Source organism: Mycobacterium riyadhense, from assembly GCF_963853645.1.
GTDB lineage: Bacteria > Actinomycetota > Actinomycetes > Mycobacteriales > Mycobacteriaceae > Mycobacterium > Mycobacterium riyadhense.
The window spans coordinates 1,894,777-1,909,723 of record NZ_OY970456.1 but is presented as its reverse complement, the minus strand read 5'-3'; the positions used below and the strand labels follow the sequence as shown (position 1 = coordinate 1,909,723).

10 protein-coding genes are annotated in these 14,947 nt (G+C 67.7%); 1 reads left to right on the top strand and 9 read right to left on the bottom strand.

Features of this window, described 5'->3' with window-relative positions; translation table 11 throughout:
- Nucleotides 1-28: 28 nt before the first annotated feature.
- Nucleotides 29-1,114 (bottom strand): metal-dependent hydrolase family protein, encoded by a 1,086-nt coding sequence (locus AADZ78_RS08550; protein ID WP_239655362.1) that lies wholly within the window; start codon nucleotides 1,112-1,114, stop codon nucleotides 29-31.
- Nucleotides 1,110-2,684: a signal recognition particle protein gene (ffh, locus tag AADZ78_RS08545; RefSeq protein WP_085249939.1), complete on the bottom strand. Its 1,575-nt coding sequence runs from the start codon at nucleotides 2,682-2,684 to the stop codon at nucleotides 1,110-1,112. Before ffh ends, AADZ78_RS08550 begins: the two co-directional genes overlap by 5 nt.
- A 384-nt stretch (nucleotides 2,685-3,068) precedes the next feature.
- Between ffh and AADZ78_RS08540 the strand changes: the two genes are divergently transcribed.
- A complete protein-coding gene (locus AADZ78_RS08540) occupies nucleotides 3,069-4,745 on the top strand; it encodes a DEAD/DEAH box helicase (protein ID WP_139828627.1) in 1,677 nt (558 codons plus the stop codon).
- On the opposite strand, the gene AADZ78_RS08535 is transcribed toward AADZ78_RS08540, so the two are convergent.
- From AADZ78_RS08535 to AADZ78_RS08505, 7 genes are all read right to left on the bottom strand, one after another.
- Nucleotides 4,742-7,186 carry a [protein-PII] uridylyltransferase gene (locus tag AADZ78_RS08535; RefSeq protein ID WP_085249937.1) on the bottom strand — a complete coding sequence of 815 codons (2,445 nt, stop codon included), beginning with the start codon at nucleotides 7,184-7,186 and terminating at the stop codon, nucleotides 4,742-4,744. The two genes, AADZ78_RS08540 and AADZ78_RS08535, sit on opposite strands and share 4 nt — an antisense overlap.
- Nucleotides 7,187-7,210: 24 nt before the next feature.
- Nucleotides 7,211-7,549 (bottom strand): nitrogen regulatory protein P-II, encoded by a 339-nt coding sequence (gene glnB / locus AADZ78_RS08530; protein ID WP_036354580.1) that lies wholly within the window; start codon nucleotides 7,547-7,549, stop codon nucleotides 7,211-7,213.
- Nucleotides 7,550-7,551: 2 nt separating this feature from the next.
- Nucleotides 7,552-8,970 carry an ammonium transporter gene (locus AADZ78_RS08525; RefSeq protein ID WP_139828626.1) on the bottom strand — a complete coding sequence of 473 codons (1,419 nt, stop codon included), beginning with the start codon at nucleotides 8,968-8,970 and terminating at the stop codon, nucleotides 7,552-7,554.
- A 214-nt stretch (nucleotides 8,971-9,184) separates the two neighbouring features.
- A complete protein-coding gene (gene ftsY, locus AADZ78_RS08520) occupies nucleotides 9,185-10,459 on the bottom strand; it encodes a signal recognition particle-docking protein FtsY (RefSeq protein ID WP_085249935.1) in 1,275 nt (424 codons plus the stop codon).
- A 46-nt stretch (nucleotides 10,460-10,505) separates the two neighbouring features.
- Nucleotides 10,506-14,123, bottom strand: a complete 3,618-nt coding sequence (gene smc, locus AADZ78_RS08515) for a chromosome segregation protein SMC (RefSeq protein WP_085249934.1) — start codon at nucleotides 14,121-14,123, stop codon at nucleotides 10,506-10,508.
- Between the two features lie 67 nt (nucleotides 14,124-14,190).
- Nucleotides 14,191-14,472: an acylphosphatase gene (locus AADZ78_RS08510; RefSeq protein WP_085249933.1), complete on the bottom strand. Its 282-nt coding sequence runs from the start codon at nucleotides 14,470-14,472 to the stop codon at nucleotides 14,191-14,193.
- Nucleotides 14,459-14,872 carry an OsmC family protein gene (locus AADZ78_RS08505; RefSeq protein WP_085249932.1) on the bottom strand — a complete coding sequence of 138 codons (414 nt, stop codon included), beginning with the start codon at nucleotides 14,870-14,872 and terminating at the stop codon, nucleotides 14,459-14,461. Before AADZ78_RS08505 ends, AADZ78_RS08510 begins: the two co-directional genes overlap by 14 nt.
- Nucleotides 14,873-14,947: the final 75 nt, after the last annotated feature.

The following is a 14,947-nucleotide window of genomic DNA, read 5'->3' as shown; positions in this document are numbered from 1 at the left end:
TTCACCGCGCTTGCGATCGCTGACGAGGCTAGGTGCGAAACACCTTGCCGCGCAGGATCACGAGATCGGGCTGGTTCAGCACACCGGGCCCGTGCCGCGGATCCTCGGTGTAGCACAAGAGATCAGCCGGGGCCCCGTCGTCCAGGCCGGGCCGGCCCAGCCAGCGCCGGGCATCCCAGCACGCCGCGCCCAGCGCCTCGGTGGGACTCATGCCGATGCTCTTGAGGGCCTCAACCTCGTCGGCGATCCGTCCGTGTTTGATCGTGCTGCCGGCGTCGGTGCCGGCGTAGACCGGCACGCCCGCCTCCCGCGCCGCGGCGATCCGCCGATAGCCGCGGGCATAGAGGTCGCGCATGTGGGCCGCGTAGGTCGGGTAGCGCCCCGCGGCGTCGGCGATGCCCGGAAAGTTCTCCAGGTTGATCAGCGTGGGGACCAACGCGGTGCCGTGGCCGAGCATCAGGGCGATGGTCTCGTCGGTGAGCCCGGTGCCGTGCTCGATGCAGTCGATACCGGCGGTGATCAGTCCGGGTAGCGCGTCCTCACTGAAGACGTGTGCGGTGACGCGTGCCCCATGGGAGTGTGCGGCATCGATCGCGGACTTGAGGACGTCGCCGGACCACAGAGGAGCGAGATCACCGATCTCGCGGTCGATCCAGTCGCCGACCAGTTTGACCCAGCCATCGCCGCGCCGCGCCTGCTCGGCCACGGCGGCCGGCAGCTGCGATTCGTCCTCGATCTCGACGGCAAAACCGGCGATATAGCGCTTGGGTTTGGCCAGATGCCTGCCAGCCCGGATGATGCGCGGCAGGTCTTCATGATCGTCGAGGCTGCGGGTATCCGTCGGAGAGCCGCAGTCGCGCAACAGCAGGGCGCCGACGTCGCGTTCGGTCCTGGCCTGAGCGATCGCCTCGTCGAGTTCGATGGCGCCATGCTGGCCCAACCCGACGTGACAGTGGGCGTCCACCAATCCGGGCAGAATCCAGCCGCCGTCAAAGACGGTGTCCGCGCCCGCCACCGGCCCCGTGCTGATGCGGCCGTCGACGACCCACAGTTCGATCGCCGTCTCGTCGGGAAGCCCCCGACCTCGCACGTGCAGGCGCACGGCACGGTTAATTCTTGCCCGGGAACTTCAGCTTGGACAGATCGAAGTCAGCCAACCCGGGCGGTAGCTCGTTGAGACCTTCCGGCATCTGCGACAGATCGGGAAACCCGCCAGGTAGGCCGGCCATGCCCGGGACGCCGGCCATACCCGGCCCCAATGGGTTCTTGACTTTGGGCGGCGTCGGGCCTCGTGCGCCCTTCTTGCCCTTCTTACCTTTGCCCCCCTTGGACTTTCGTGTCGCAGACTTGCGCCCCAGGCCTGGTATTCCCATGCCGCCGAGCATGGACGACATCATCTTGCGTGCTTCGAAAAAGCGGTCAACGAGCTGGTTGACCTCGGACACCGTCACGCCCGAGCCGTTGGCGATACGCAGCCGCCGCGACGCGTTGATGATCTTGGGGTCGGCCCGCTCTTCGGGCGTCATCCCGCGGATGATGGCTTGGATCCGGTCGAGTTGTTTGTCGTCGACCTCGGCCAGCGCCTCCTTCATCTGCCCGGCACCGGGCAGCATGCCCAGCAGGTTGCCGATCGGCCCCATCTTGCGCACCGCGAGCATCTGCTCCAGGAAATCTTCCAGCGTCAGCTCGCCGGCGCCGATCTTGGCGGCAGCTTCTTCGGCCCGCTGAGCGTCGAAGACCTGCTCGGCCTGTTCGATCAGGCTCAGCACATCGCCCATGCCCAGGATGCGGCTGGCCATCCGGTCCGGGTGGAAGACGTCGAAGTCCTCCAACTTCTCGCCGGTGGAGGCGAAGAGGATGGGAACACCGGTCACGTCACGGACCGACAAGGCGGCACCACCGCGGGCGTCACCGTCGAGCTTGGTCAGAACCACACCGGTGAATCCGACGCCGTCACCGAACGCCTGAGCGGTGGTGACGGCATCCTGGCCGATCATCGCGTCCAGGACGAACAGCACCTCATCGGGATTGACGGCATCGCGGATGGCCGCGGCCTGGGCCATCAGCTCTTCGTCGATACCCAGCCGTCCGGCGGTGTCGACGATGACGACGTCGAAGTGTTTGGCCCGGGCTTCGGCGAGCCCCGCCGCGGCGACGGCGACGGGGTCACCGGGTCCGGACTCGGGCGAGGCGCCGGGGTGCGGTGCGAACACTGGCACACCGGCACGCTCGCCAACTATCTGCAGCTGATTCACCGCGGCCGGCCGCTGCAGGTCGCAGGCCACCAGCAGCGGCGTATGCCCCTGGCCTTTGAGCCGTGCGGCCAATTTGCCAGCGAGCGTCGTCTTACCGGAGCCTTGCAGGCCGGCGAGCATCACCACCGTCGGCGGTGTCTTCGCGAACACCAGCTCGCGGGTCTGGCCGCCGAGGATGCCGATGAGCTCATCGTTGACGATCTTGACGACCTGTTGCGCCGGGTTGAGCGCACCCGACACCTCGGCACCACGGGCGCGTTCCTTGATCCGGTGCACGAACGCCCGAACCACCGGCAGCGAAACGTCGGCTTCCAGCAGCGCCAGCCTGATTTCGCGGGTGGTGGCATCGATATCGGCGTCGGTAAGTCGGCCCTTGCCGCGCAGCCCCTGAAGGGCGGCGGTCAACCGGTCGGACAGCGATTCAAACACGCCCGCCAGCCTAGTGGTGCTGCCGCGGACGCGGCAGGCGATGTCCCAGCCGGGCGAAGCGGGTCACCACCATCAGGCCTAGTGGTGCTGCCGCGGACGCGGCAGGCGATGTCCCAGCCGGGCGAAGCGGGTCACCACCATCAGGCCTAGTGGTGATCGCGAGCGCGGCGAAGCCGGGCGAAGCGGGTCACCACCATCAGGCCTAGTGGAACCGCAGAGTCGGACGAGTCGGTCCGCGACACTGACGCAGCGGCGAAGACACGCCGGCACACGTCGCCCCGGTTTGAGTTTCGGCGCATGTGTCGCAACTGTGCCGAAATGCGTTGCCATGCTACATTTCACAGCCGCACTGACGCCGGACAGCTATGGGGGGATCTGTTGTCGATGCAGCTCCGCGGCTGGCAGCGCCGGGCGTTAGTCAAGTACCTCGGCACCGAGCCGCGAGATTTCCTGGCCGTGGCGACCCCCGGATCCGGGAAAACAGCATTCGCCCTGCGCGTCGCGGCCGAACTGCTCGGCCACCGCGCCGTCGAGCAGGTCACGGTCGTCGTGCCGACCGAGCACCTGAAGATCCAGTGGGCCCAGGCGGCCGGACGGCACGGTCTGTCCCTTGACCCGAGGTTTTCCAATTCCAATCCTCAGACGTCGCCGGAGTACCACGGCGTCGTCGTCACTTATGCTCAGGTCGCTGCGCATCCGACGCTGCACCGGGTGCGCACCGAGCAACGCAAGACCTTGGTGGTCTTCGACGAGATCCACCACGGCGGTGACGCCAAGACGTGGGGCGACGCCATCCGCGAAGCATTCAGCGACGCCACCCGCCGGCTCGCGCTGACCGGCACGCCATTTCGCAGCGACGACAGCCCCATCCCATTCGTTACCTACCAGCCCGACTCCGACGGAGTGCAGCGTTCGCGGGCCGACCACACCTACGGCTACGCCGAAGCGCTCGCTGACGGCGTGGTCCGGCCGGTGGTGTTCCTCGCCTACTCCGGGCAGGCGCGCTGGCGGGACAGCGCCGGCGAAGAGCACGAGGCGCGCCTTGGCGAGCCACTGTCCGCCGAACAGACCGCACGAGCGTGGCGCACCGCGCTCGATCCCGCCGGCGAGTGGATGCCGGCGGTGATCACCGCCGCCGATCAGCGGCTACGCCAGCTGCGTACGCACGTGCCCGACGCCGGCGGCATGATCATCGCCTCCGACCGGACCGCGGCCCGCGCATATGCCGCCTTGCTGAAAAAGCTGACTTCCGAAGCACCAACGGTCGTGCTCTCCGACGACCCGGGATCATCGGCCCGCATCACCGAATTCGCCGCGAGTACCGGCCGGTGGCTGGTTGCGGTGCGCATGGTGTCGGAAGGCGTCGACGTGCCCCGACTTGCGGTCGGGATATACGCCACCAGCGCCTCGACGCCGCTGTTCTTCGCACAAGCCATCGGCCGGTTCGTCAGGTCGCGCCGGCCGGGCGAAACGGCGAGCATCTTCCTGCCGTCGGTGCCAAACCTGTTGCAGCTCGCCAGTGAGCTCGAGGCCCAACGCGACCATGTGCTCGGCAAACCGCATCGGGAACCGATGGATGACCCCCTCGACGGCGATCCGGCCAACAGAACCCAAACCGAGCCGAGCGACGCGGAGAAGGGCTTCACATCGCTGGGAGCCGACGCCGAACTGGACCAGGTCATCTTCGATGGATCGTCGTTCGGCACCGCCGCACCCGCTGGAAGCGAGGAAGAGGCCGACTACCTCGGCATCCCCGGGTTGCTCGATGCCGAGCAGATGCGCGCCCTGCTGCATCGACGCCAGGACGAGCAGCTGCAGAAGCGCGCAGCCGCCGGTCAGACGGCACCCCCGCCGCTAACCACCCACGGCCAACTCCGCGAGCTGCGCCGCGAACTCAACACGTTGGTGTCGATAGCTCACCACCGCACCGGCAAACCACACGGATGGATCCATAACGAACTACGTCGCCGTTGCGGGGGCCCTCCGATCGCCGCGGCGACCCGTGACCAGCTCAAAGCACGCATCGACGCCGTGCGGCGGCTCAACGCTGAACAGGACTAATCGCCGACGGGCTCGTCGACTAATACATCTGCGCGGGCGCCCAACACGGCCAAGAGGTGCTTCTCCACCGCGATTCGGGCGTCGCAATCGGCGGGCACCGTCACACAGAACACGTCCGCGGCGGTCGATCCAAAGGTGTTGACCTTAGCCCAAACGATGTCTGCTTGGGCACGCTCCATCGCCCGGGTCAGCAGTGCGAGCAGACCGGTGCGATCCATTGCACGCACTTCCAGGATCAGCTGGCCTGGTGTGTCGGTGTTGAGCCACAGGATGCGGGGTGGGGCGGTCGAGCGCGTGACGGGCACCCCCACCTGCACCTCTCCGGCGCGTGCGGACGCAGAGCTGGCGGCCTCGCTGTCCCGCTTCTCGAGCATGTCGAGGACGTCGATGTCGCCATGCAGGGCACCCACGAACTGCTGACGCAGCAGGTCGACCGCGGGCGGCGAACCAAATAGCGGCGACACCACAAACTCCGTGATCGCGACGCCGTGGTGGATATTGACCGTCGCCGAATGCACCCGCAACGAGTTCAGGGCCAGCACGGCGGCGGCCTTCGACACCAGTCCCCGTTCGTTGGGCGCCACCATCACCGCATGAATGCGTTCGCTCTGGTCCGGCTTGATCTCCACATGGACCCCGTGGTCGCCCGCCAACGAAAGATAGTGCGGCGCAGTGGGTTCGGCCTGCGGCAGCGGCTCCCCTGCCATCACCATCCGGCAGCGACGCACCAGCTCTTCCACCAGCGACGCCTTCCAGTCGCTCCACACCCCGGGTCCGGTGGCCTTCGAGTCGGCCTCGGTCAGTGCGTGCAGCAGTTCAAGCAATTGCGGGTCACCGCCTAGCGCCTCGGCGACGACCTCGATGGTCTTGGGGTCTTTCAGGTCGCTTCGGGTGGCGGTTGCCGGCAACAGCAGGTGATGGCGGACCATTTTGGCGAGCGTCTCGATGTCTGGCGGCGCCATGCCCAGCCGTTCGCCGATCTGCCGGACCAACTCGGCCCCCAACACGCTGTGATCGGTACCCCGACCCTTACCGATGTCGTGCAGCAGGGCGCCCAGGGCAAGCAAATCGGGACGCGCCACGCGGGTCGTCAGCGGCGCCGCATTGACCGCGGTTTCGATGACATGACGGTCCACGGTCCATTTGTGGGACACGTCGCGGGGTGGAAGATCGCGGATCGCCTCCCACTCCGGCAACAGCTGACCCCACAACCCGGTGCGGTCGAGCGCTTCAATGGTTGGCACCGCGGTCGGGCCGGCCAGCAGCACCACCAGCAGGTCGTCCAACGCCTCACGCGGCCAGGGAATGGGCAATGCCGGGGCGTCGTCGGCCAACCGACTCAGCGTCGCCGCGCCGATAGGGACACCGGTGTCGGCCGATGCGGCGGCCACGCGCAGCACCAGGCCGGGATCGTTTTCGGGCTGGGCGTCGCGGGCAAGCACGATTTCGCCCGCGTACTCGACGACACCCTCGTCCAGGGGCCGCCGCCTAGGCCGTCGCACCAAGGCCGAGATGCCGCGCCGCGGCAGTGCGTTGACGGCCGTCCGCAGGCCGGTCACGGCGTGGTAACTGATGGTGCGACCCGCGTCTGACAGCATGCGCGCCAGGTCGAATCGGTCACCGACCCCCAAGGCGGCGCTGATCTCGTCGGCGAACTGGGCCAGCAGCTGATCGCGGCCGCGACCCGACACCCAGTGCAATTCGGTGCGCACATCGAGCAAGGTGAGGTACGCACTGTCCAGCGAACCGGCCGGCAGGTCCGCGCTAGCCATGCCATGGCGGTCGATGAGCTGAGCCAGCGCCAGCGCGTTGAGCAACTGGACGTCACGCAGGCCGCCGCGACCCGATTTGAGGTCGGGCTCGGCGCGGTGCGCGATCCGGCCCAAGCGCAGCCAGCGGGCGTGCGTCATTTCGACGAGTTCGTCCATCCGGGAACGAATTCCGCTGCGCCACTGCCGTCGCACCCCGCCGATCAGTTCGGTCGACAGCCGCTCTTCACCGGCGATGTGGCGGGCTTCCAACATGCCTAGCGCGGCCGTCATATCGGAGTTGGCGGTACCTAACGCCTCGCTGACTGTGCGCACGCTGTGGTCAAGCCGAATGTTGGCGTCCCACAACGGATACCACAATTTGTCGGCAACCTCACCCAGCACGTTGGCAGACTTGCCGTCGTGCAATAGCACCAGATCCAGGTCCGAATGCGGCAGCAGCTCACGACGACCCAGCCCGCCGACACCGACGAGCGCGAAGCCGCTGTCCTCGGTGATCCCGATTTCGGCCGCCTTGGCGGTGAGCCAGGACTCGTGTAGATCCAGCATCGCCTGCCGCAGCTCGGCGGGCGGCACGTCTGAACCTTCAGCGGCCAACAGAGCGCGCCGCGCGGCAGCCAAATCGACTGCCGCGCGGGCGCTTTCGGTCGGATTAGGCCGATGCCGTGTCACACCGGGCTATTCTCGCGATTCTTCTCACAACGCGTCGGGTCCGCGTTCACCGGTGCGCACCCGCACGATGGTGTCCACCGGGCTGACCCACACCTTGCCGTCGCCGATCTTGCCGGTCCGCGCCGCCCGGACAATGCTGTCCACGACCTTGTCGACGATGGAATCGTCGACAACGACCTCGATGCGAACCTTCGGCACGAAATCGACGGAATATTCGGCACCCCGGTAGACCTCGGTGTGGCCCTTCTGCCGCCCGTAGCCCTGGATTTCGCTGACCGTCATCCCCAGGACTCCGGCGTCTTCGAGGCTGGTCTTGACGTCGTCGAGGGTGAACGGCTTTACGATCGCGGTGATCAGCTTCATTTCTATTCCGCCTCCACTTTCTCGCCCACACGCTCCGTCAGGCCGTTTATGCTGTCCGACAGGCTGGCACGGGGAAGAACGGCACCGCTGGCGACCGCGAAGTCGTAGCCGCTCTCGGCGTGCTCAGACTCGTCGATGCCCGCGGATTCCTGCTCCGCACCCAGACGCAGCCCAATCGTGTACTTCAGGATAAGCGCCAGGATAAGCGTGACAACGCCGGAGTAGATGAGCACGCTGAAGGCGCCGATGGCCTGCCGTTCCAGCTGAGCCCAACCACCACCGTAGAACAAACCCTTGGACACCCCAGCCACGCCGTTGATGGCCACGCTCTCGGGTGCGGCAAGCAGGCCCACCAGCAGCGTGCCCACCAGGCCACCGACCAGGTGCACGCCGACCACGTCGAGCGAGTCGTCAAAGCCAAACCTGAATTTCAGCCCGACCGCCAGCGCACACAGCACACCGGCCGACACGCCCACCGCCAACGCGCCCAGCACGTTGACCGACGAGCAGGACGGCGTGATGGCAACCAGTCCGGCGACGATGCCCGACGCGGCGCCCAGCGTCGTGGCCTTGCCGTCGCGAATGCGCTCGGTGAGCAGCCAGCCGAGCATGGCCGCGGCCGTAGCTACCGTGGTGGTGATGAAGGTCGACCCGGCAGCGCCGTTGGAGCTGGTCGCCGATCCGGCGTTGAATCCGTACCAGCCAAACCACAGCAGCCCGGCGCCGAGCATCACGAACGGCAGATTGTGCGGCCGGAACAGTGTCGTGGGCCAACCCCGGCGCTTGCCCAGCACGATCGCGAGCATCAAGCCAGCCACACCGGCGTTGATGTGGACCGCGGTACCGCCGGCGAAGTCAATCGCGTGCAGCTTGTTGGCGATCCAGCCGCCCTTCTCGGCGACGACACCGTCGAAGGAGAACACCCAGTGCGCCACGGGGAAGTAGACCACCGTCGCCCACAGCCCGGCGAAAATCAACCAAGCGCTGAACTTCAGCCGGTCGGCCACCGAACCCGAGATCAGGGCGACGGTGATGATGGCGAACATCAGCTGGAATGCCACGAACACGGTCGCCGGCAAGGTGCCCACGAGCGGGATGTGCGATGCCGCGGCCGTGGCGGTCGCGTCGGCGCCGTTGCCGCCGATCAGCCCCTTCAAGCCCCAGAACTGGGTTGGGTTGCCGACGACATTGCCGGTGTCACTACCGAAGGCCATCGAATAGCCGTAGAGCACCCACAGCACCGTTATGACGCCCATCGCGCTGACGCTCATCATGATCATGTTCAGCACACTCTTGGCACGCACCATGCCGCCGTAGAAAAACGCCAGGCCCGGCGTCATCAGCAGCACGAGCGCGGAACTTGCCAACATCCAGGCGGTGTCGCCCGTATTGGGCACACCCATAACCGGGAAGTCACTCACTCGCTATCACCTCCAGTCAGCGTTGGGCGGCCCCCAGATTCATGACTGGCGACCTGATCCAGAACCATGCGCATAAGTTGTTGCGCAAATGGGGCAGCAATGTTTCGTGGGGATTAACGTAAAACTCCCTGTGTAAGAGCTGGTGGGGTTCGCAAGACGGCCGTGGCGATCGCAAGCGCAACCAGCTGGGCGCAGCGGGTCGCCACCGTCCAGATCAGCCGAGCAGGGCGTCCACAAAGGCGGCGGGCTCGAACGGCGCCAGATCGTCGGGCCCTTCGCCGAGTCCGACCAGCTTCACCGGCACCCCGAGTTCTTGTTGGACGCGGAAAACGATGCCGCCCTTGGCCGTTCCGTCCAGCTTGGTGAGCACCGCGCCGGTGATGTCGACAACCTCGGCAAACACCCTGGCCTGCGCCAGTCCGTTCTGCCCAATAGTGGCATCGAGCACCAACAACACCTCATCAACAGAGGCGCGGCGGCTCACTATGCGCTTGACCTTGTCCAGCTCGTCCATCAGCCCGACTTTGGTGTGCAGCCGGCCCGCGGTGTCGATGACCACGACGTCGGCTCCCGCCGCGATGCCCTTGTCGACCGCGTCGAAGGCCACCGATGCCGGGTCGGCGCCTTCGGCCCCACGCACCACCTCTGCGCCCACCCGCGACGCCCAGGTTTGCAGTTGATCGGCGGCCGCGGCGCGGAAGGTGTCGGCGGCGCCGAGCACGACCCGGCGCCCATCGGCGACCAACACACGGGCCAGCTTGCCGGTCGTGGTGGTTTTTCCGGTGCCGTTGACGCCGACGATCAGTAGCACCGACGGATGGTCGGCATGCGGCAGGGCGCGGATCGAGCGGTCCATGCCGGGCTTCAGCTCCTTGATCAAGACGTCACGCAGCACCGCCCTAGCGTCGGCCTCGGTGCGGACATTGCCGCTGGCCAGCCGGCTGCGCAGCTGCGACACCACGGACTCGGTGACGACCGGGCCGAGGTCGGCGACCAGCAGGGTGTCTTCGACGTCCTGCCAGGAGTCCTCGTCTAGGTCGCCGCCGCCAATCAGTCCCAGCACGCTGCGCCCGAGTGCGGTCTGCGATCGGGCCAGACGTCCACGCAGCCGTTCCAATCGGCCTTCGGTCGGCGCGATGGCCGCTATCTCAGGGGCCTCGGGTATCTCAGGGGCCTCGGGTATCTCAGGGGCCTCGGGCTCCGGCTCAACCTCGGGCAGGTGGACGTCTGAGATGGTGCGCTTGGGCGCGTCGTGAGGAATGGTCGCATCGTCGCCGACGGCGGGCAGGCCCGGCTCGACCACTGGTGTCTGGCTGAACGTGATGCCGGATGAGGCGGTGTAACCACCGGAGCGATCGACCACATCGGTGTCGGGCCGGCCCGACAGGCTGATCCGGCGCCGGCGGTAGCGCACCAGGCCAAAGACCAGCGCGGCGATGACAACCAGGGCGGCAATGACCGCGATGGCAATCCACAGACCTTCCGACACGCTGACAATCCTTCCAAGTACATCGGGGGCTCGGGGCGCCGGGCACCTACGAGGAGCTAGCGACCAGCCGATCCACCTGCTGACCGCGGATCCGCTGCGAGATGACCGCGGTGATGCCGTCGTTCTGCATCGTCACGCCATAGAGCGCGTCGGCGACTTCCATCGTCGGCTTTTGGTGCGTGATGATGATCAGCTGCGACCGATCCCGTAGCTGTTCGAACAGTCCGATAAGCCGGCGCAGGTTCATGTCGTCGAGCGCGGCCTCCACCTCGTCCATGATGTAGAACGGCGACGGGCGGGCCCGGAATATCGCTACCAGCATCGCCACCGCCGTCAGTGCCTTCTCACCGCCGGAGAGCAACGACAACCGGGTGACCTTCTTGCCGGGCGGACGCGCCTCCACCTCGATACCGGTGGTGAGCATGTCGTCGGGCTCGGTCAGCCGCAGCCGGCCTTCCCCGCCGGGGAACAGCGACGCGAACACCTGCCGGAATTCGCGCTCGACATCGACGAACGCGTCACTGAACACTTGCAGGATGCGGGCGTCGACGTCGGCGATGACGTCCTGCAGGTCCTTGCGCGCGGCCTTGACATCTTCGAGCTGAGTGGCCAGGAAGTTGTAGCGCTCCTCCAACGCAGCAAACTCCTCCAGGGCCAACGGATTGACCCGGCCCAGCTCGGCCAGCTCACGCTCGGCGCGTTTGGCCCGGCGCTCCTGGGTGGGCCGGTCGAACGGCATCGGGGCCGGCGCGATCACCTGCTCGCCGCGCTCGCGGGCCTGCTCGAACTCGGCCATCTCAAGTTCGGTGGGCGCTAGTGCAACGTGAGGACCGTATTCGGCGACCAGGTCGGCCGGCGCCATGCCGAACTGCTCCAGCACCATCTGCTCGAGCTGCTCAATTCGCAACGCTGCCTGGGCGTTTGCCACCTCGTCGCGGTGCAGGGAATCGGTGAGGGCAGCCACTCGTGCGCTCAGCGTGTGCACCTCTTCGCGGACGGCCGCCATCGCCGTCGACCTAAGCTGGCGCTCGGCAGCCAGCTCGTCGCGCAGTCTGGACGCCGAATCCACTACCCGGTTCAACCGCCCGGCTAACAGGCGCCCGGCGTCGGCGACCGCCGCGGCCACCGCGGCCGCACGCACCCGAGCGGCTCGCGCCTGTTCGGCGCGCACCCGTGCCTCGCGTTCGGCCGCGGCCGCGCGGCGCAGCGAATCCGCCCGCCCGCGCACCGCGTTCGCGCGCTCCTCAGCGGTGCGCACCGCCAACCGGGCCTCCACTTCGACGCCGCGGGCGGTTTCGGCGGCGGCGGCGAGCGCCTGGCGAGCCTCTGCTGGACTGGGCTCGGCGTCTTGCACATGCTGGGTCTCCTGGGCGTTGCGCAGCCGCGCCTCGAGTTCGACGACCTCCTCGAGGGTCTGTGCACGTCCGGCTTCCAATTCCGCGCGCTGCTGCAGCAACCGCCTCCACTCTTCGTCGGCCACGCGCGCTTCTTGCCCGAGCCGGCCCAGCTGCTCGTACATCGCCGAAATGGCGGTGTCGGATTCGTTGAGCGCGGCCAGCGCCTGCTCGGCGGAGTCCTGACGGGCCGCCTGCTCGGTGAGTGCACCGGACAGCGCCGCGCTCAGTTGAGCGACCTGCGCCTCGGCGTTGGCCAGCTCGCTGCGCGCCTTTTCGATTTCCGACGTGATCTCAAGCGTGGACAGTTTGCGGTCCGAGCCACCGCTTACCCAGCCGGCGCCCAGTAGGTCACCGTCGCGCGTGACCGCGCGCAACCCGGGGCGCGCGGCCACCAGATTGAGCGCCTCGGAAAGGTCGTTGACCACCACGACATTCGAAAGCATGGCGATCATGGCGCCCCGCAGCCGGGGCGGCGCCTCGATCAGGTCCAGCGCCCACAAGGCACCGCCCGCTAGGGCGGCCGGCCTGGGTTCGGCTGGCGCCGGCCAGTCGCTCAGAACCAGCGCCGCTCGACCTCCGTCGGCCTGCTTGAGGGCGGCGACCGCGGCACTGGCCGCGCCAAAGCTGTCGGCGGCCAATGCGTCGGCCGCCAGGCCGAGCACCGCCGCCAGCGCCGCCTCATATCCTGAGCGCACCTTCACCAGCTGCGCGACCGATCCGAAAAGCCCTGTGCCACTGTGATTCCGGGCGAGCCACGCCGCGCCGTCCTTGCGTTCCATTCCCACCGACAGCGCATCGATGCGGGCGCGCAACGAAGCCACCTGGCGTTCGGCGTCGCGTTCGGCGGACTGCAGCTCGGCGACGCGGGCGTCGGCCGACCGCAGCGCGGCGACCGTCCGCTCGTGGTGTTCATCGAGGCTGACCTCGCCCTGATCCAGTTCACCGACCCGGCCCTGCACGCTTTCAAACTCCGCGCGAGTCTGCTCGGCGCGCGCAGCGGCTTGCTCGATCCGCTCGGACAGCCGGGCGACGCTGTCATCGATCGATTCGACCCGCGCCCGCATGGTCTCCACCTGGCCGGCCAGCCGAGCCAGGCCCTCGCGCCGGTCCGCCTCGGCGCGGACGGCGGCGAGGTGAGCCCTGTCGGCCTCGGCGGCCTGGCGCTCGCGGTCCGCCAATTCCGCGCGGGCAACGTCGAGGCGAGTGCGCGCCGCGGCCAGCTCCGCGAGCAGCTGCTGCTCGGCGCCGGCGACCTGCTCGGCTTCGGCTTCCAGCTCCTCGGGTTTTCTGGGGTTGGTGTCGCTGCTGGTCACTGGCTCGACGTCGAGGTGGTGGGCGCGTTCGGTGGCGATCCGCACCGTGGCACCGACCCGTTCGGCCAGGGCGGACAGGCCGAACCAGGTGTGCTGAACCGACTCGGCCCGCACCGACAGCTTGGCGAGCGCCTCCTCATGCGCCGCCAACTCGTCGGAAGCCACCGATAGCCGGTCGGCCGCCTCGTCGTGCTCGCGACGCATCGCGGCCTCAGCCTCGTAGATGGCCTCTCGCTCCGCACGCCGGCTCACCAGGTCGTCGGCGGCCAGCCGCAGCCGGGCATCGCGCAGATCGGCCTGGATGGTCGCCGCGCGTCGAGCCACCTCGGCTTGGCGACCCAACGGTTTGAGTTGACGCCGCAGTTCGGTGGTCAAGTCGGTGAGCCGGGCCAGGTTCGCCGCCATCGCGTCGAGTTTGCGGACGGCCTTTTCCTTGCGCTTGCGATGCTTGAGCACGCCCGCGGCCTCTTCGATGAAGGCACGGCGATCCTCGGGCCGCGACTGCAGGATTTCGTCGAGCTTGCCCTGCCCGACAATGACGTGCATCTCGCGGCCGATGCCGGAGTCGCTCAACAACTCCTGGACATCCATCAAACGGCAACTGCTGCCGTTGATTTCGTATTCGCTGGCCCCGTCGCGGAACATCCGCCGAGTGATCGACACCTCGGAGTACTCGATCGGCAGCGCGCTATCGGAGTTGTCGATCGTGACGGTGACTTCAGCGCGGCCCAGCGGCGCGCGCGACGAGGTGCCGGCGAAGATTACGTCTTCCATCTTGCCGCCGCGCAGCGTCTTTGCCCCCTGCTCGCCCATCACCCACGCCAGGGCATCGACCACGTTCGATTTGCCGGAACCGTTGGGTCCGACGACGGCGGTGATGCCCGGCTCAAAACGTAGAGTCGTCGACGCCGCGAAGGATTTGAAGCCCTTCAGCGTCAGACTCTTGAGGTACACGAGGGGCCAGATTACCGCTGGATCAGATGGCAGTGACCCGGCGCGCCCGGCTTCGCCGCGCTTCTGATCACCGCTCGTCGAATCCGCTGAATTGCTCCGAGGCCTGCGACCAGTCGGCGACGACCTTGTCCACGTGTCCGGGCGTGCCGCCGCCCCGCAACAGCTGCAGCAGCGTTTCGCCGGCATCCCGCGGCCCCTCGGCGACCACCAGCACCCGGCCGTCGGCGTGGTTGGCCGCATAACCGGTGAGACCCAACTCCAGCGCCCGGCAGCGGGTCCACCAGCGGAAACCGACTCCCTGGACGCGCCCCTGCACCCAGGCCGTCAGCCGCGTGTCAGGATCCGACATCGGCGATCTCGAATGCGACGTTGGTTCCCGATTTCAGGGTGCGCCCGACGGTGCACACCAAGTCGACGGCTCGGTTGACAACCACCAGCAGGCGCTCCTTGTCGTCCCGGCTCAAGCTCGACAGGTCGAGCTCGAGGATCTCCTCAAGCAGCGGATAGCGCTCCTGGTCGCGGTCGGCCGCACCCGATACCTTGACCACCGCTTGGTAGTCGGCGCCGAGGCGATGGGCCAGCGGCTGGTCGCTGGCCATCCCGCTGCACGCGGCGAGTGCGATCTTGAGCAGCTCGCCGGGCGTGAATACCCCGTCGACGTCCTCGGAACCGATGAGTACCTGCGCGCCGCGTGAGCTGTAGCCGGTGTAGCGGCGCGAGCCGGTGCGCTCGACCCAGAGTTCCGTCATGTCCCTATTCCCCTTCCCGCGAACGTGCGCACAATGCCGCGTCCAGCGGCGTGTCGCTACACCGACACGCACGCT

What these genes read in the sequence shown, in the direction of transcription:
- AADZ78_RS08540 (WP_139828627.1), top strand. Translation starts at nt 3,069, where the DNA reads ATGCAGCTCCGCGGCTGGCAGCGCCGGGCGTTAGTCAAGTACCTCGGC.
- glnB (WP_036354580.1), bottom strand. Translation starts at nt 7,549, where the DNA reads ATGAAGCTGATCACCGCGATCGTAAAGCCGTTCACCCTCGACGACGTC.
- AADZ78_RS08510 (WP_085249933.1), bottom strand. Translation starts at nt 14,472, where the DNA reads ATGTCGGATCCTGACACGCGGCTGACGGCCTGGGTGCAGGGGCGCGTC.
- AADZ78_RS08505 (WP_085249932.1), bottom strand. Translation starts at nt 14,872, where the DNA reads ATGACGGAACTCTGGGTCGAGCGCACCGGCTCGCGCCGCTACACCGGC.